The 15952-nt window shown below is 62.3% G+C and carries 15 protein-coding genes; 6 read left to right on the plus strand and 9 right to left on the minus strand.

Features of this window, described 5'->3' with window-relative positions; all coding sequences use genetic code 11:
• The first annotated feature begins 36 nt into the window (after nt 1-36).
• Nucleotides 37-1491 (plus strand): NAD(P)/FAD-dependent oxidoreductase, encoded by a 1455-nt coding sequence (locus tag JFC13_RS11145; RefSeq protein ID WP_198397152.1) that lies wholly within the window; start codon nt 37-39, stop codon nt 1489-1491.
• A 61-nt stretch (nt 1492-1552) separates the two neighbouring features.
• Nucleotides 1553-2722 carry a pyridoxal phosphate-dependent aminotransferase gene (locus JFC13_RS11150; protein WP_198397153.1) on the plus strand — a complete coding sequence of 390 codons (1170 nt, stop codon included), beginning with the start codon at nt 1553-1555 and terminating at the stop codon, nt 2720-2722.
• Between the two features lie 90 nt (nt 2723-2812).
• Here the strand turns inward: JFC13_RS11150 and JFC13_RS11155 are convergent, their stop codons facing one another.
• Nucleotides 2813-4243, minus strand: a complete 1431-nt coding sequence (locus JFC13_RS11155) for a sodium:solute symporter family protein (protein WP_198397154.1) — start codon at nt 4241-4243, stop codon at nt 2813-2815.
• Between the two features lie 88 nt (nt 4244-4331).
• Nucleotides 4332-5174: a MurR/RpiR family transcriptional regulator gene (locus JFC13_RS11160; RefSeq protein WP_198397155.1), complete on the minus strand. Its 843-nt coding sequence runs from the start codon at nt 5172-5174 to the stop codon at nt 4332-4334.
• 85 nt (nt 5175-5259) lie between these two features.
• Here JFC13_RS11160 and JFC13_RS11165 point away from each other — a divergent pair, with 85 nt between their 5' ends.
• On the plus strand, nt 5260-6486 hold the full coding sequence (locus JFC13_RS11165; RefSeq protein WP_198397156.1) for a metal-dependent hydrolase family protein: 1227 nt from the start codon (nt 5260-5262) through the stop codon (nt 6484-6486).
• 409 nt (nt 6487-6895) lie between these two features.
• On the opposite strand, the gene JFC13_RS11170 is transcribed toward JFC13_RS11165, so the two are convergent.
• From JFC13_RS11170 to JFC13_RS11185, 4 genes are all read right to left on the minus strand, one after another.
• Nucleotides 6896-7525, minus strand: coding sequence for an RraA family protein (locus tag JFC13_RS11170; protein ID WP_232488524.1), 630 nt, complete (start codon nt 7523-7525; stop codon nt 6896-6898).
• Nucleotides 7522-7923, minus strand: a complete 402-nt coding sequence (locus tag JFC13_RS11175; RefSeq protein WP_198397157.1) for a RidA family protein — start codon at nt 7921-7923, stop codon at nt 7522-7524. Before JFC13_RS11175 ends, JFC13_RS11170 begins: the two co-directional genes overlap by 4 nt.
• The gene (locus JFC13_RS11180; RefSeq protein ID WP_198397158.1) at nt 7920-9359 is read right to left on the minus strand and encodes an MFS transporter; all 1440 of its coding nucleotides are present in this window, start codon (nt 9357-9359) and stop codon (nt 7920-7922) included. Before JFC13_RS11180 ends, JFC13_RS11175 begins: the two co-directional genes overlap by 4 nt.
• A 230-nt stretch (nt 9360-9589) precedes the next feature.
• On the minus strand, nt 9590-10222 hold the full coding sequence (locus JFC13_RS11185) for a homing endonuclease associated repeat-containing protein (RefSeq protein WP_232488525.1): 633 nt from the start codon (nt 10220-10222) through the stop codon (nt 9590-9592).
• A 169-nt stretch (nt 10223-10391) separates the two neighbouring features.
• Between JFC13_RS11185 and JFC13_RS11190 the strand changes: the two genes are divergently transcribed.
• Nucleotides 10392-10649, plus strand: coding sequence for a hypothetical protein (locus JFC13_RS11190; RefSeq protein ID WP_125240327.1), 258 nt, complete (start codon nt 10392-10394; stop codon nt 10647-10649).
• 38 nt (nt 10650-10687) lie between these two features.
• On the opposite strand, the gene JFC13_RS11195 is transcribed toward JFC13_RS11190, so the two are convergent.
• Nucleotides 10688-11302 carry a small multidrug efflux protein gene (locus JFC13_RS11195; protein WP_198397160.1) on the minus strand — a complete coding sequence of 205 codons (615 nt, stop codon included), beginning with the start codon at nt 11300-11302 and terminating at the stop codon, nt 10688-10690.
• 128 nt (nt 11303-11430) lie between these two features.
• Nucleotides 11431-12195: a MerR family transcriptional regulator gene (locus JFC13_RS11200; RefSeq protein WP_198397161.1), complete on the minus strand. Its 765-nt coding sequence runs from the start codon at nt 12193-12195 to the stop codon at nt 11431-11433.
• A 121-nt stretch (nt 12196-12316) separates the two neighbouring features.
• Here JFC13_RS11200 and JFC13_RS11205 point away from each other — a divergent pair, with 121 nt between their 5' ends.
• Complete coding sequence (locus JFC13_RS11205) at nt 12317-12487, plus strand: KOW domain-containing RNA-binding protein (protein ID WP_198397162.1); 171 nt, start codon at nt 12317-12319, stop codon at nt 12485-12487.
• A 22-nt stretch (nt 12488-12509) separates the two neighbouring features.
• Here the strand turns inward: JFC13_RS11205 and JFC13_RS11210 are convergent, their stop codons facing one another.
• On the minus strand, nt 12510-12857 hold the full coding sequence (locus JFC13_RS11210) for a biopolymer transporter Tol (RefSeq protein ID WP_232488526.1): 348 nt from the start codon (nt 12855-12857) through the stop codon (nt 12510-12512).
• A gap of 45 nt (nt 12858-12902) precedes the next feature.
• Between JFC13_RS11210 and JFC13_RS11215 the strand changes: the two genes are divergently transcribed.
• Nucleotides 12903-15950, plus strand: coding sequence for a DEAD/DEAH box helicase (locus JFC13_RS11215; protein WP_198397163.1), 3048 nt, complete (start codon nt 12903-12905; stop codon nt 15948-15950).
• Nucleotides 15951-15952 lie beyond the last annotated feature (2 nt).

The raw sequence follows: 15952 nt of genomic DNA on the forward strand, positions 1-15952 counted from the left end.
TTTACTTAGCTCCAGCGGTGGGATAGAACTGATTCCATGTCCTACCTCAACGGCGAGGCCTCCCACTGGCTGACCCAGTCACCGCCCGAGACCACCTCACCCTCCCCACCCCCCACCGACAAGCAGGACCTCGTCATCGTCGGCGGCGGTATGACGGGCCTGTGGTCGGCCTACTACGCCCGCCAGGCTCACCCCGACTGGCAGATCACCATCGTCGAGGCCAAGCACATCGGCTACGGGGCCTCGGGTCGCAACGGCGGCTGGCTCTCGACGCTGATGCCCGGCAACAGAGCCAAATACGCCGAGGCGGTCGACCGTGCCCGCACTGCTGATCCCACCGGCCCGGTCGGCTCGGCAGGACTGACTGGAGTCGAGTCCGTGAGGTCCTTCCAATCCGCGCTCTTCGACTCGATCGACGAAGTGCTCGAGGTCCTGGAACGGGAGAACATCGACGCCCATCAGGTCCGCGGCGGTCACATCGACATCGCCCAAACCGAGGCCGGAATGTCCCGGCTGCGCGAACTCTTCGACGGCGACGAACAGTACGGGTACGGGCCCGAGGACATGCAGTTCCTCGATGCCGAGGCGACCAAGGCACACATCAACGTCGACAACGCTCGCGGCAGTGTCTTCTTCCCGGGCACAGCGCGCATCGACCCGGCCCTGCTCACACGTGGACTGGCCGACGTCCTCCGGAAGCAGGGAGTCACGATCTGCGAAGACACCTCGGCGGGTCATATCGGCAAGGGTGTCGTCGCCACCGATCGGGGGCCTGTCACCGGGGACACGATCTTCGTCTGCCTCGAGGGGTACTCGGACACCGTCACCGGTGATCTTCCAGGATTGGAAGGACGTCAAGTCATCCCCGTGTTCTCGTCGATGATTGCGACCGACCCGCTCCCCGCCTCGGCGTGGGATGCCATCGGCTGGGACGGCCGGGAATGCCTGGGCGACACCGCGCACACCTTCATCTACGCTCAGCGTACTGACGATGATCGGATCGCTCTGGGCGGTCGCGGCGCACCCTACGAGTTCGGATCCGGCCTGCCGGGTGACGGCCAAGTCCCCGCCGAGGTGGTCGATGCGTTGAGTGCGCGCCTGTCCTCGCTCTTCCCCGACCTTGAGTTCGAGGTCGCCCATGCGTGGCGTGGCGCCCTCGGCGTGACTCGGGACTGGTGCACCGGCATCTTCTTCGATACCGACCAGCGCATCGGAGTAGCCCGCGGCTACGCCGGACATGGAGTGACGGCGACGCATCTGGCGGCGAAGACGCTGCTCGACCGGGCCTCTGGAGCCGCCACGCCGCTGACCGCACTGCCCTGGAACGATCATTTCTCCGGACAGTGGGAGCCCGAGCCGATCCGCTGGCTGGGCATCCGCTCGATGTACAAGATCTTCAACATCGCCGACGAATGGGAACGCATCACTGGCGCGAAGAAGACGAGCTTGCTCGCCCAGTTCGGCTCCCGCCTGGCCGGCCTGCACGAATAGAGATCGACCCGTCGACCACTGGCTAGCCGAAGCTGCAACCACACACGAAAGTAGGCCCCCAATGACCCGCACGTACCGGCGCATCACACCCGTGGCCGAGAATTACCCGGCCTCGAGCATCCGCAAGATGTTCAATCTCGCGCTCGACTTCCCTGACGCGGTGAAGCTGACTGTCGGCGAGCCGGACTTCAACACCCCGGAGCACATCAAGGCCGCCGGTATCAGAGCCATCGAGAACAACAACACCCGCTATGTCGCCAATGCCGGCATCCCCGAATTACGCAGCGCGATCGCCCGCAAGTACTCCGGCCGCTGGGATCGCGGCATCGGGCAGGAGAACGTCATGGTCTCCTTCGGTGCCATGGAAGCGCTGACTTTCGCCCTCGACATCACCGTCTCCCCGGGCGAAGAAGTGATCATTCCCGATCCCAGCTTCCCGAACTATATGGGACAGGTCCACCGCCTCGGCGGGGTCGCCGTGTCAGTTCCAGTGCAAGAGGACAACGACTTCAAACTCCGCGCCGCAGATGTCAAAGCTGCCATCAGCGACAAGACCGCGGCGGTGATCATCAACAGCCCCTCGAACCCACTCGGTTCGGTCATGGACCGCATCGAGCTCGATCGGATCGCCGAGCTCGCCGACAACCATGGCTTCACCGTCATCTCCGACGAGGTCTACGACGAGATGGTCTTCGACGACGCCGAGTTCGCCTCCATCGCCGAGGTGCGTCCGGACTTCGACCGGTTCCTGGCCATCGGCAGCTTCTCGAAGACCTATGCGATGACCGGGTGGCGCTGCGGCTTCGTCATCGGAGGTGAGGACCTCATCGCGCCGATGTCTCTGCTCCAGGAGGGGCTGACCTCGAGCCTGCCGGGATTCGTTCAGGAGGCTGCGGTCGCCGCGATCGAGGGACCGCAGACGGACGTCGCCATGATGGTCAAGTCCTATGCCGAACGGCGCGAGATCCTCATCGATCGCATCAACGCCATCGACGGGCTGCACGTCATCCGACCCGAAGCCACCTTCTATGCCTTCGTCAACATCACGGAGTGGGGCCTGAGTTCTTGGGAACTCGCGATCGCACTGCTTGAGAAACACAACCTGGCCACAATTCCCGGATCGGCCTTCGGACCTGCAGGAGAAGGCTACCTGCGCCTGACCTTCGCGGTGTCGCCGGAGACCATCGAGACAGCGTGCGACCGTCTGGAGGCGTTTGCCGCGACGCGGTGATCTCAGCTACCCAAACCTGCAAGACCACTCCAACTGCACGACGCTTATGCAGGTTCAGGTGGCTGGAGCAGGTACGCTCTGAGGCTGCTGCTACAACTCGCGCACAACCCTGCTGTCCGTCTCAGGTGATTTCCTCCGAGCAGCGGCTGGTTTGGTCAGCAGGCTGACCACGATGAGGACAGCGATAGCTGCAGGCAGCGCGGGAATGACGGAATTGATGTCCTCGGATCTGCCACTGACCTCCCAGAGAACCGTCACGACGCCACCTGTGACCATTGACGACAATGCGCCGGCTGCCGTGACTCGTTTCCAGAACAGGGCGGCCAGAACCGTCGGGGTGATCGCGGCGCCATACATCGTATAGGCGTACATCTGAAGAGCGAGCACAGATTCGAAGAACTGAACCATGATGAAGCCCAAGATCGCGATCGCAAGAACAGAAGCCCTGCCGACCAGGACCCCCTTCTTGGAGTTTCCTCGTTCCTTGTCATTGATGAATACAAGATCGTAGACGACGTTGCCGGAACAAGTCAGGAGATAGGACGACCCGGTGGTGATGATGAGCGCAAGCGCAGCCACGAGGAGTACGGCACCGATGCCCGCGGGCGTGAACTGGCCTTCTGCGAGGGCGAGGACAGCCATGTCCGGGTTGATCGCAGGCATCAGGATGGATGAGCCTGAGGCAAGCAGAATGATCGGTGCAACGATCAGCGCAGCTCCGATGAAGAACAGAATCGTCGCGTTGCGGGCGACTTTGGGAGAGCGGGCCGATGCGAGGCGTTGGTGCATGTTCTGATCTCCGAGGATGAGGAGGAACAGGGGCAGAAAGTAGCCAAGGATCTGCCATGGTGTGAGTACACCAGTGAAGGACTTGAACGCGGGGTCCAGCCGTTCGACGTAACTGCCGAATCCGCCGAGATCGTTGAGGAATACCCAGACGAGAGCTCCAAGCAGTGCAATCACAATGAGAACGGCCGAGAGGAAGTCGGTCCAGGCTACAGACTTCAGCCCGCCTGACAGCGACAAGAACGTGATGAGCACCGTGGCGACGATCGTCGCTTGGGTTGTGCTCAGCGGCGTGATGAGAGTGAGGATGTAACCGGCTCCGGTGAATTGGTACGCGGTGATGCCGATAAACGCCACGAGGACGACAATGGTGCCTGAAACGCGAACCGGTCTGCCGAACTTGGATTCGAACAGTTCCGGGACGGTGCGGAACCCGTTTCTCCGGACTTTGGGAGCGATGAAGTACAGGACGATGATCCCGCAGAAGGTGCCGCCGAAGAACAGAATCCCCGCCAGCGGACCATTGCTGAAGATGAAGTTCGCTCCGCCGATGATCGAACCGGAGCCGACGAAGGTCGCCAGCAGGGTCCCGGCGAGAACCCAGGTGGGCAGGGATTTGCCCGCCAGGACGAAGTCCTCGCCGTCCTTCATGGCAGAAGCGCGACCGAACCACGCAGCGATGGCGATCATGATCGCCACGTAGGCGATGAGGACGATGACGAATGTGAGGTTCATAGGTTTCCCTTGTGTCGTGGAGCACAGATGCGCTGACCACGATTCTCAACGATGAGCACAGGTGAATGCAACATATTTTGCAAACGTCTCATTCTTCGGCAATCGCCGAGGTGGCTCCCCAGAGGTCGTCGATGCGTCCGAGCATGCTCTGGGTCCGCTCCTCGTCATGTCGGGCAAGGCACCCCAGCAGGTACTGGACGGCGCTGGTTGCACACACGAGCGATGAGATCAGCTCAGAGGACTCGGCGGGCACGAGGACATACTCGTCGGCAATGTCGGTCAACGCAGTCTGTCGATCGGCAATGACGAGGACCGTGGTTCCCTGCTCACGCGCGACCTCGGCCAGCTGCACCACGGCACGGGAGGACTTCCACAGGGTGATTGCAAGGAAGCAGTCATGCGAGGTGAGGAGATTGACCTCGTTGACCATCGACGTCACGGAGCCCGAGTGCAGACGCACTCGGTAGCCGAGCATCTGGGCCACATGCGACAGCTGCATGCCGGGGGCGGCGTAGGAGCCTGTCGCGAACACACCCGTGGACTCGGAGGCGATGATGCGCTCGCTCATTCTGTTCAAAGTGCTCTCATCGAGACCATCGCGCATGCGTTCGAGCAGTTCGATGTCCTTGTCGATCGTGGTCGCCAACAGCCCTTGACTTCGATTGTGCAGATACAAACTGCGTGGGCTCAGCGACGCCAGATAGCGGGTGCGGATTTCGGCGGAGAAGGCCGGCCAGCCGGAGTATCCGAGAGACTGAGCGGCCCGAACGACAGTTGCGACATTCACCTGTGCCATGTCAGCAAGAGCTTGGGCAGAGCAGTATGCGGCCTCTTCCGGGTCCGTCTTGATCACACCCAGTATCGTCTTCGTCGCACGCGTCAGCCGTGCAGCCGATCGAAGAGTGTCGACCCACTCGGAGAAGCTGCTCACAGTTCGGACCTCCATTGCAAAAAATGTTGCATTTCATCTACTCTGGGCCCATCATCCTAATCGGATCCAATGAAGGAGACACGGAATGCATCTCGGTCAGGGCATCAGCACGATCACCAACGCGCGGGTCCTCGACGTGGATACGGCAACGATATCCGAGCCGACGACAGTGACCATCAATGGCGAGCAGATCATCGAGGTCGGCGGAAGCGGCCCTCCTTCGGGGTCCGACTGCTTCGATGCCGAAGGCAGAATCGTCTCCCCCGGGCTGATCGACGCTCACGTCCATGTCTTGGCCGCCACCGCGAACCTCGGCAACCTGGGTGATCAATCGCCCTACTACCTCGGCGCCCAGGCCGCACGCCTGATGGGAGACATGCTCGGTCGCGGTTTCACCACCGTCCGTGATGCCGGAGGCGCAGACTTCGGTATTGCGGCGGCAGCGCGCGAGAATCTCTTCCCTGCGCCGCGGCTGTTCTTCGGCGGCAAGGCGCTGTCGCAGACCGGAGGGCACGCAGATATGCGCGGGCCCGGAACCCATGTCATGGACAAACACCTGTGCTGTCCGAATATCGGCATTGTCTGCGATGGAGCTGACGCGGTGCGAAAAGCCGCCCGGGAAAATCTGCGCACAGGTGCGGATCACGTCAAGATTATGCTCTCAGGCGGAGTGGCCTCCCCCACCGACCGCGTCGATTCGACTCAGTTCTCAGACGATGAGATCCGAGCAGCAGTCGAAGAAGCAGAAGCGGCGAATCGGTATGTACTCGGACACGCCTACACTGCGAAGTCGGTCAATCGCGGTCTTGAACTCGGCGTTCGCTCCATCGAGCACGGCAACCTCATCGATCGTCGGAGCGTCGACCTCCTTCTCGAGAAGAACGCTTTCCTCGTCCCCACCCTCGTGACATACGAGCGTTTGAAGCAGGATGGCGCTGCATTCGGCCTGCCGGAAGCTAGCCAGAATAAGGTCGACGACGTCCTCTACGCTGGCCTGGATGCGCTGAAGCTGGCAGCTGAGCACAATGTGAAGATCGCCTACGGCTCTGATCTGCTGGGCGGAATGCACCCACACCAGGGCCAGGAATTTGCCATTCGCGCCAAAGTTCAGACCTCCCACCAAGTCCTGCGCTCGGCCACGACCACAGCCGCCGAACTGCTCAGACAGGAAGGTAACCTCGGCGTGGTAGCGGCAGGGGCCTCCGCCGACCTTCTGGTCCTCGACGCCAATCCACTGGACGACGTTTCAGTGCTGGGCGACGCAGACAGCTCGATTCACTCCGTCATCAAGGGAGGACGCCTCCTCGAGTGAGGTTCTGTCCCCCTTGCGGTTTCCACTGGACAGCACGGAGGTGTGCCGCTCGTTGACGTAGAGACTGGCGCCAGGAACCGCGCGTGAACACGAAATTCCTACGACGTCTATATCGAGGTCGCACGCCGCCCGTGCAGTACCGGTGGACGAACCGATGGCGCGGTGTCGCTGATTCCGGATCCCAGTGGCGATCACGCAGCAAACGCAATCTCGGAGTTTGCCGATAAAGGTTCAGAGCCCGCGCACCACACTTCTGCTGACACAAACTGGCAGACACCACACGGATTCGCTTCAACGCGCGCCTTTTTCAGGAGGTGCGCTTTGGAGAACGTCACGTTTTCGCGCACAGTCATATGAAGATACGAGGCCTGCAACACTATGGTCGGAAGCTGCGAACGCCTGTGACCGGTCACCCCGGCAGCAGCTCCCGCAGGTCCTCCCCCTCCGCGATTCGCGCGAGTAAGGCCGACTCGCCTCGGTCGGAGGCCAACGCCGCCTGCAGAATCTCGTCTCCCGGTCCCGTCGGCGGCAACACGAGTATGCCCTGCCGGTCGCCGAGCACCAGATCGCCCGGCTTCACCGTGACGCCACCGATCTCAACCTCACAGTCGAGGACATCATCGCCGAGGCTACCGGTGCGTTTCGTCGTCCGTGCGATCAGCCCCATGGCGAAGACCGGAAGCTTGTCCTGCACGATCCGCAGCGCCTCGGAGTCGGTGACGGGGCCGTCGACGACGATGCCTGCGGCACCCTTCGCGATCGCTGCAGCGGCAGTGACTGCACCGACTGGAGCATGCCGACCACCGGCCACCCGGATGACGAGAACGTCATCCGGGTTCAGGGAGTGCAGTGCCCTGTTGACGGCGAGCGCATCGGGTTCGCGCAGATCGAGCGTTCGGGCCGGACCGATCATCTGCGGCCCCTCGTTGATCGGAACCATACGCGGAGTGCAGAACCCGTCCTCGAGGAAGTGACCGAGCGTCGGCAGCTCGACCTCCCGGAGTGTCTCGATCAATTCAGCTGGGATCGCAGCGCTCATGCAGCCCCACCCTTGGCTTCGGACGTGTCTCCCACAACCGCCACGCATTCGACCTCGAGTGAGATGTCCCAGATCGAGACGCACACGGTGGTCCGCGCCGGCTTCGCCTCACTGAAGAATTCGGCATAGACACGGTTGAATGGCTCCCGCTGTTCGGGTGCGGTCAGGTAGGCGTTGACCTTGACGACCCGGTCAATCCCGCTGCCCGCCTCGTCAAGAACCGATCGTAAGTTAGTCAGACACGTTCTCACCTGGTCTTCGAAGGCCTCTGGGGTGCCACCGTCAGCGGCGAAGGGCACCTGACCTGTGGTGAAGACGAACCCATTGGCGACCACAGCCTGTGAGTACGGACCGATGCTCGGGGCCAGACCTGGCGCGGTTTCTATGCAACGGATCATCGGTTCTCCACCCCCACCTCGGTGACGGCCTCAGGCTTGGCCCCCACCTCGACGGACGTGCCGCCATCGACTCTCGCCTCGGCGGTATCCGCCTGGTCGATGCTCTGCAGCCGATTCTCCGTGAGCAGGAACAGGGCGATGAGGGACAGGACCGCGGAGCCGGCGATGTACCAGGCCATCGAGTCGGACTGACCGGTGACGTCGAGCAGCCACACGGTGATCGCGGGGGTGATGGCCGAGCCCAGCAGGCCCGAGAGCATGTAGGACACGGACAGCCCGGAGTAGCGGATCTTCGCGCCGAAGAGCTCCGCGAGGAAGGTCGCGATCGGACCGTAGTTCGCGCAGAATGCGATCATCATCAGCCCGTAGGCGAGGAAGACTGCGGCGGCGTTCCCGGTGTTGATGAGCCAGAAGAACGGGAAGGCGAGGATCACTTCGCCGGCGATTCCTGCGGCGATGATCGGTCGCCGTCCGACCTTGTCGGAGAGGCGGCCGAAGACCGGGATGAAGATGAGTCCGACGATGCAGGCGACGAGGACGACCCAGAGCATGAAGTTACTCGACAGCCCCTTCTCCTGGGTGCCGTAGTTGACGCCGGAGGCGACCATGAGCGTGAAGGTCGACCCGGTCGACAGGGTGGCGATGCCGCCGAGAATAACGGGCTTCCAGTAGTGGCGCATGAGGTGGGCAAAAGGCAGTTTGGCCTTCGCTCCCTGTTCGCGGACCTGCTGGAAGCTCGGGGTCTCTTCGATGTTGAGGCGGATGTAGATGCCCACGGCGACAAGCAGGACGGAGGCGATGAACGGAACCCTCCAGCCCCAGGAGATGAGTGCTTCCTCGGACACGAGACCGGTGACGATGAGGAAGGCGAGGTTGGCCAGCAGCGTCCCCACGGGGACTCCCACCTGGACCATCGACCCGTACCAGCCTCGACGCTCCTCGGGTGCGTGTTCGACGGTCATGAGAACCGCTCCGCCCCATTCGCCGCCGAGCGCCAGCCCTTGGATGATGCGCAGGGTGAGCAGGATGAAGGGTGCGGCGATGCCGATCGTGTTGAAGTCGGGCACCAAGCCGATGGCCAGGGTCGCACCACCCATGACGAGGAGGGAGACGAGCAGCATCGACTTACGTCCGAGGCGGTCGCCGAAGTGTCCGAACAGGACCGCTCCCACCGTGCGCGCCAGGTAGGCTGCGGCGAAGGTGAGGAACGCAAGGATCGTGCCCAAAGCCGGTGAGAGCTCGGGGAAGAACACCTGATTGAACACCAGCGCCGAGGCGGTGCCGAAGAGGAACAGGTCGTACCATTCCACGGTGGTGCCGATGACGCTGGCGGTCGCGATCTTGCGCATCTTCGCGCGATCGAGGCGAGCGCTGGCAGCTGTGCCGGCGCCCGAGTTGTCGACGGATCCGTCGTCGGTGCGAGTTGGCGAACTCATGGTGGTGCCTCCAGAAGGGCAGATGAACAGTGAACGAAGTGACTGTCATCACTCTTCCGTGCGAGCACTCCCGCGACAATGACGATTCACACCGGTGTCGTTGCCGAAATTGTGTATTTGCACATTTGCGGTGTTGGGCGGTCCTTGTGCCACCAGCTACCCGAACCTGCACGACCACTCCACCTGCGCCGCGCTTTTGCAGGTTCGGGTAGCCGATGGCGACCGGTGACTCACCCCGCCGAGGCGAGCGCTGCGTTCCAGCTTCCGTAGAACTTCCGTACCGCCGCGGCCGAGGGCACTTCACCCTTGTGTTCGGCGGCGTATTCGCCGTAGGCCTTGTAGGTGGCGCCGAGATCACGGTCGTCGCAATCAGCGACGAACATGGCGATGGCTTTGTCGTAGGCGGCCTCGTCGAAGCGCAGTTGACCGCGAGCTCTGCCACTCGAGCTGGTCGCCAGGCCCGCGGCCTTGAGCGCGTCGTTCCAGGAACCGAATCGCTGGACTGCCGTCTGGCTGGTCGGTGGCCACACGCTCGCGCCCTTGATTGAGGCCACGCCCAGGTGTGCGAGAGCTGCAGTGCGCTGCTTTTCGTATTTCGCTGCGGTCAGCGACACCGCCTCGGCCTGACTCCGCACGCACGAAATGGAGTCGGACACCTCGGCGAGGGCCTTCTTCACACCCGGCTCGTCGGACAGCTGATTACGGAGGGCCACCTCAACCTCGGCGAGGATCTCGCGGTCCTTGGGACCGAGCGCGGACGGAGACGTCGAGCGCAGGTATCCACCCGTGGCAGCGATGAAGAGCAACGCCCCGAGCACGGCAGGCGAGGAGATATGAGTCTTGTCAGCAGCGAAATCAGTCATCCCTGCCATCTTACGCGGCAGATGTAGGAGAAGGATCGGTCGTTCCAAGCTGGTCACACCGCGTGCCGAACCAGGTACATCGATCGTCTCACCTAGACAAGGATCGACTTTAGAGTCAGTCGTATTCCCGGCCGACCGGCTGGGAAAAACTCTGAAGAAGGAGACTGCGATGAGGATGAAAAGAATGCTCGGGATCGGAGTGACCTCGCTCGTCTTGGCCTCGGTGAGCGTGGTCGGCGCCAGTCCAGCGCAAGCGGGCACGAGCAAAACCACCTACGGCTACTACCCGACCCTCGAACGGTGCGAGCAGTGGGTGTTGGGCAGATCCCTCGCCCAAAAGTTCCAGGGCAGGAAGGTGATCAAGAAGCAGTGCTACGTCGTCCGTCCGGGTGAGAAATATATGGGCGTGGTCACCTCCATCGGCTGAGGACCACTGGACGATCGGCCCCTGCCCACCGAAGATGTTCACCCGGCGAAGACAGCGAGTGCTCCGGTGGCGATGAGTGTGGTCAGGGTCGTCCAGGCTGCGATGGCGATCCCTTGCCAGAGCAGGATCCAGGAGGTCTTGACGCCTGCGCTGACCAAGATTGTCGAGGTGATCTGGGTGGGGATGGCCAGGGGGCCGAGCAGGCTCGCGCCCGGGACTCCGAAGCGGTTGAGGAAGCGTTTGAACTTGATGCGGCCCTTCGATTCGGGCTTCTTTTCGGCAGGTGGCTGGTCGAGGAACCTCGCTTCGCCCTCCGCCGTTGTGCTCGAATCGGCAGGTGTGCTCTCGTCGGCAATGGCTGCTCCGGGACCTCCGACCCCAACGGGAACGCTCTCCCGAGTTCGGCTCCGGCGAGTAACCACGGCCCTGCGTGCCCGGGCACCGAGCAACACGATGGCGGTGACGCAGACGAAGTTGCCGATGGCCCCGGCGAGGCCTGCGACGATCGGGTTGAGTCCGGCCCACACGCCGATGACGGCAGAGACCTCCCCCTCGACGAAGGGCACTGCGCCGGCGAGCGCGATGATGAGCGGCTGCAAGAGGTCGGGGACGTGGGAGGCGAGGTCTTGGAAGAAGGTGATGACGGTGTTCATGATGTCCTCTGGAAGTCGGTCGGCAGAGACTGAATCGCTGTGGTGCGGGCTCTGCCGTCTGGTTACTACCAGTGGAAACTGTGTTCTCAGAACAGGGTCAAGTCCTGAGGTTTGAACTCAGGAAATCCTCAGCCGGATTCCTCGGCTATGCGGGCTTTGATGAAGGCGGCGAAACGCTCACGGTGTTCTTCCGCCACGTCCAAGGTCGGGTACACCTGGAGGAAGGCTCGTTGCATGACGTCGATCTGGGCTTCGTTGTAGAGCTCGGTGATCGATCCGATGATGGCCGATTGCCCCATGGCGACGTCTCCGCGCATCCCGTGGTGCGGGGCGAGCAGCCAGGGGTTGGTCTCTAGATGCTCCTTCATACTTGGCGCAATCGCTTCGGCCAGCCTCGCGCGAGTGGCGTCATCGGCATCCTCGGCGAGGTCATCGACTTCTCGGTCATAGGGAGTCGACGCGGTCATGATCGTCTTCATCTCAGCCATCGTCGCCTCATCGTAGAGACGCGAGTAGAGGGACATCAGGCTGCGATCGGGGCTGGACATCGTGGCCGCAATGTCGATGAATTCGGAGGCGGTGTCGATTGGGGCGCCGTGTTGCAGCAGCTTCGCGATCTGTTCACGAGCCTTCTCCAACTCTGCAATGTTCTCCCCGAGTTCGACGTCGAGCCGCTTGAGCGCGAGCTGCTGCGCTTCGTGGTCGTCTTCAACGGAGCTGATGTCGGCCAGGGGGATTCCGAGTTCGCGCAGTCGTCGGATCTGCAGGAGCCTGAGCACATGTGAGGGTCCGTACTGTTTGTACCCGTTGCTCATCCGCTCGGGGTCCGCGAGCAGATCGAGCTTGTGATAGTGCCGAATCGTGTTGACCGTCGTCCCGGTCAGCTCCGCCAACTCACTGGTGCTCCACCCCACTAGCCGTTCCCCTCGCCGCCGCGTCGTCGGTGCCTCATCATTGCCTGACTGTGTCCAGTGTATTGGCCTGTTCCTCGAGTCGGCATGTTTAGACTGAACCATGACTGATTTCAATATCGGCGATACCGTCCAGGTCACCTCCGGAGCAATGGCACACAGTGTCGGCACCGTCGTCTACCTCTATGAGAAGACCGGAAAGTACCTCGTGCGGACTGGCGCCGGGGCACAGGACTACTACGGCCCGGACGAGATCGAGCTGTTCAACCCCTGACGCACTTACCGCTCCACGGTCGTCACCGCAGACGGGCCAAGGATTCCTCAGCGCGCGCAATTCGCTGGTCCACGTCCATCTGCCACCAATAGTCGCCCCGTTCTCCGAGTCCGTGCTTGGCGATGGAAACTCGATTTCGGGCAGCACTCACATCCTCGTCCGTTCCCGCCTTCTGTGCGGTGCGGACAGCGTTCCGCGCTGTGCCGAGATGGCTTTTCAGTTCTGCAACCATCTCCTCAGGCAGTTCCGGATCGGTTCTGCGCCATTTCCGGCCCTTGATGACCATCCACTTCTGCTCGTCGCTGTACTCGCGCTCCCCATCCTGGCCCATGATCAACAGTCTGTTCTTCTCGAACGACTGTGTCCACATCGAGTGTCCACGTGATATGTCCGTGGGCAATGAGAAGATGGCGTGGTGCCTGAGAATCCCACCGCGTCCTCCGACGCCGCCACCGCCGGCTGGCGCGACGCCTTCGCCTCCCTCGCCGAGGCGGCCCCGCAGGAGTACACGCCAGTGGCCCTGGGATTCGAACTCGTCGAGGTGGTGGCCCGGACGTGGTTCGAACCGAAGCATTCTGTGGTTCTGGAGAAGCAAGCAGTCTCCCCCGGCACGGATCCCAGCCTGGCGATCCGCCCCCTGATCCTCAGCGAATCAGGTAACTGGGTGAAGAAATCCCTCACATGGCGGACCATCGATCGCATGGCCAGGCAATTCAACGTCGACCCCCGTCACCAGGAATGGTTCACCCAGCTCGCGGGACTGCGCACCCGGGACAAAACCGACTTCACACCCGATGGGGCGCCGTACAACCTCGGCGACTTCCATACTCCGCTGCTGTGGGACATGTTCGCTCAGGCTACCGAGATCGGGATCGAACTCGTCGGCGTCAATCAGGGCATGCACGTGCACATCGGACGCGAGGCGAAGGCCATCATCGACGTCAATCGGGTGAAGAGCCAGCTGCGGGTACAGCCGCGGGTGACGATTGATGAACGCGAATTCTCCCCGGGCCTGACTAAGCCGATCTGGACGCATGGGTTCTTCGGTGTCGGCCTGGATTCGGGCTTTGCCGTGACACTGGCGCCGGCGTCGAAGCCGACGGCGCAGTCCGCACTGTCCGTCTTCGCATCACCCGGTCCGATCACGATTCCGGGCAGTGAGTCCGAGGAGTTCTTCGAGGAGTACTATCCATTGCTGCGCACATCTGCCGAGGTTGTCAGCACCGACGACACAGTGAAGTTCCCCCAGTTCAGTCACCCGCGGCTGGTCCTCTTCATGGCGTTCGGAGCGAAGGACCACCTGAGTCTGCAATGGTACTGGGAGTACTCGGGACCCAGACGGACCCTGCCCGTGGTGCCCCTGACCAAGCTCGGCACCTCCGCCATCCGCAGCAGCGCAGCCGGTCGAAGCACTGCAACGACCCCCATGCCGAGTCCCCGCGACAACCGTGACCTCGAGCATGAGGCCTCCGTCCTCAGGCAGGTCGAATCGATCCTCGCCGATACCCAACCGCCCGGCCACCCCCGCGACATGGAACTCACGGACGCCGACACTGCGGACTTCGTCGTCAACGTCCTGCCTGGGCTTGAGGAGATCGAGCACGTCAAGGTCATCACGCGCGGGAAGAAGCAGCCCTATCGCGAGCTCGGCGGGGAGCCCAACATCACGATCACCTCGGTCGAATCGGAGAAGAACGACTGGTTCGACCTGGGATTCCAGATCACCATCGATGGCAAACCCATCCCCTTCGTCAAGCTCTACAAGGCCCTGGCTGCGGGAACGAAGAAGATCAAGCTCGTCGACAACACGTTCCTGTCGCTGAACAAGCCCGCCTTCGACAAGCTCAAAGCGCTCCTGGCTGAAGCAGATCTCATCCCCGAGTGGGAGCCGGAGTCCCCGAAGATCACTCGCCTGCACGTGGGGCTGTGGTCGGAGTTCGAAGAACTCGCCGATGAGACGCTTCCGGCCCAGTCTTGGCAGGAGTCCGCACAGGCCCTGCTCGACCTCGACCACCTGCCTGCCACCCAGGTGCCACATCTGGGTGGGGTCACTATGCGTCCCTATCAGGTGCAGGGTTTCCGGTGGTTGGCACTGCTGTACAGGTGCCACCTCGGCGGGATTCTGGCCGACGATATGGGACTGGGCAAGACTCTGCAGACTCTGGCGCTGATCGTTCATGCGCAGGCAGAGCTTCCGTTCCTCGTCGTCGCCCCCACCTCGGTGGTCGACAATTGGGCGAAGGAAGCTGCGAAGTTCACCCCTGACCTCGACGTTCGTGTCGTTTCCGAGTCGACTCAGAAGAGGAAGACCGCCCTCGCCGAGGTGGTCGCCGGTGCCGATATCATCATCATGTCCTATGCGATGCTGCGCCTGGACGAAGACCCCATCTCTGCCCTCAAATGGGCTGGGTTCGTCCTCGATGAGGCACAGTTCGTGAAGAACAGCTCCTCTCAGGTCCATCAGGCGGCGAAGTCGGTCAACGCACCGTTCCGCTTGGCCCTGACGGGCACGCCGATGGAGAATTCTCTGCGCGATGTGTGGTCGCTGTTCGCCATCACAGCACCTGGACTGTTCCCGAGCGCCCACCGTTTCGAGAAGGAGTATGTTCGGCCTATCGAAGTTGGTGAGGACCCGGGTCGTTTGAAGGGCCTGCAGAAGCGGATCAGACCGTTCATGCTGCGCCGGAACAAGGATCTCGTTGCTGCGGATCTGCCGGAGAAGCAGGAGCAGGTCATCAACGTCGAGCTCAATGCCGCTCATCGCAAGCTCTACGATCGGGTGCTGCAGAAGGAGCGGAAGAAGATCCTCGGGTTCATCGACAGCGAGTACGACAAGCAGCGCTTCATCGTCTTCCGTTCACTGACTCTACTGCGCATGCTGGCGCTGGATCCGCGCATCGTCGACGGTGAACACGAAGGCGTACCGTCGAGCAAGCTTGCGGCCCTGATGGAACGACTCGAGGATGTCGTTGCCGAAGGTCACCGCTCGATCGTGTTCAGCCAGTTCACGTCGTTCCTGACCAAGATCGCCGAAGACCTCGATCACCGAGGCATTCCCTACGTCGTCCTCGACGGCTCCACCAGGAACCGGGGCAGAATCGTCGAAGAGTTCCGGACAGGTGCGGCACCGGTGTTCCTCATCAGCCTCAAGGCTGGCGGGTTCGGCCTCAACCTCACCGAGGCCGACTATGTCTTCCTCATGGACCCGTGGTGGAATCCCGCGACGGAGAATCAGGCGATCGACCGTGCCCATCGGATCGGGCAGACGAAGAACGTCATGGTCTACCGCTACGTTGCCGAGGGCACGATCGAGGAGAAGGTCCTCGCCCTGCAGAAGAAGAAGGCCGAACTCTTCGATTCCCTCATGACCGACGGCGGAGCCTTCGACGGTCGCAGTCCAAACGGGCAGGCCTTCAGCCAGACGGTGACGGCAGAGGACATCCGGGAGCTGTTGGAGGGATAAGG

The organism is Brevibacterium antiquum, assembly GCF_016107655.1.
Taxonomy (GTDB): Bacteria; Actinomycetota; Actinomycetes; order Actinomycetales; family Brevibacteriaceae; genus Brevibacterium; species Brevibacterium antiquum.

Excerpts from the sequence above, each read along its gene's own strand:
- JFC13_RS11165 (WP_198397156.1), top strand. The coding sequence starts at position 5,260 with ATGCATCTCGGTCAGGGCATCAGCACGATCACCAACGCGCGGGTCCTC.
- JFC13_RS11180 (WP_198397158.1), bottom strand. The coding sequence starts at position 9,359 with ATGAGTTCGCCAACTCGCACCGACGACGGATCCGTCGACAACTCGGGC.
- JFC13_RS11195 (WP_198397160.1), bottom strand. The coding sequence starts at position 11,302 with ATGAACACCGTCATCACCTTCTTCCAAGACCTCGCCTCCCACGTCCCC.
- JFC13_RS11185 (WP_232488525.1), bottom strand. The coding sequence starts at position 10,222 with ATGACTGATTTCGCTGCTGACAAGACTCATATCTCCTCGCCTGCCGTG.
- JFC13_RS11210 (WP_232488526.1), bottom strand. The coding sequence starts at position 12,857 with ATGTGGACACAGTCGTTCGAGAAGAACAGACTGTTGATCATGGGCCAG.
- JFC13_RS11170 (WP_232488524.1), bottom strand. The coding sequence starts at position 7,525 with ATGAGCGCTGCGATCCCAGCTGAATTGATCGAGACACTCCGGGAGGTC.
- JFC13_RS11145 (WP_198397152.1), top strand. The coding sequence starts at position 37 with ATGTCCTACCTCAACGGCGAGGCCTCCCACTGGCTGACCCAGTCACCG.
- JFC13_RS11155 (WP_198397154.1), bottom strand. The coding sequence starts at position 4,243 with ATGAACCTCACATTCGTCATCGTCCTCATCGCCTACGTGGCGATCATG.
- JFC13_RS11175 (WP_198397157.1), bottom strand. The coding sequence starts at position 7,923 with ATGATCCGTTGCATAGAAACCGCGCCAGGTCTGGCCCCGAGCATCGGT.
- JFC13_RS11190 (WP_125240327.1), top strand. The coding sequence starts at position 10,392 with ATGAGGATGAAAAGAATGCTCGGGATCGGAGTGACCTCGCTCGTCTTG.
- JFC13_RS11205 (WP_198397162.1), top strand. The coding sequence starts at position 12,317 with ATGACTGATTTCAATATCGGCGATACCGTCCAGGTCACCTCCGGAGCA.
- JFC13_RS11150 (WP_198397153.1), top strand. The coding sequence starts at position 1,553 with ATGACCCGCACGTACCGGCGCATCACACCCGTGGCCGAGAATTACCCG.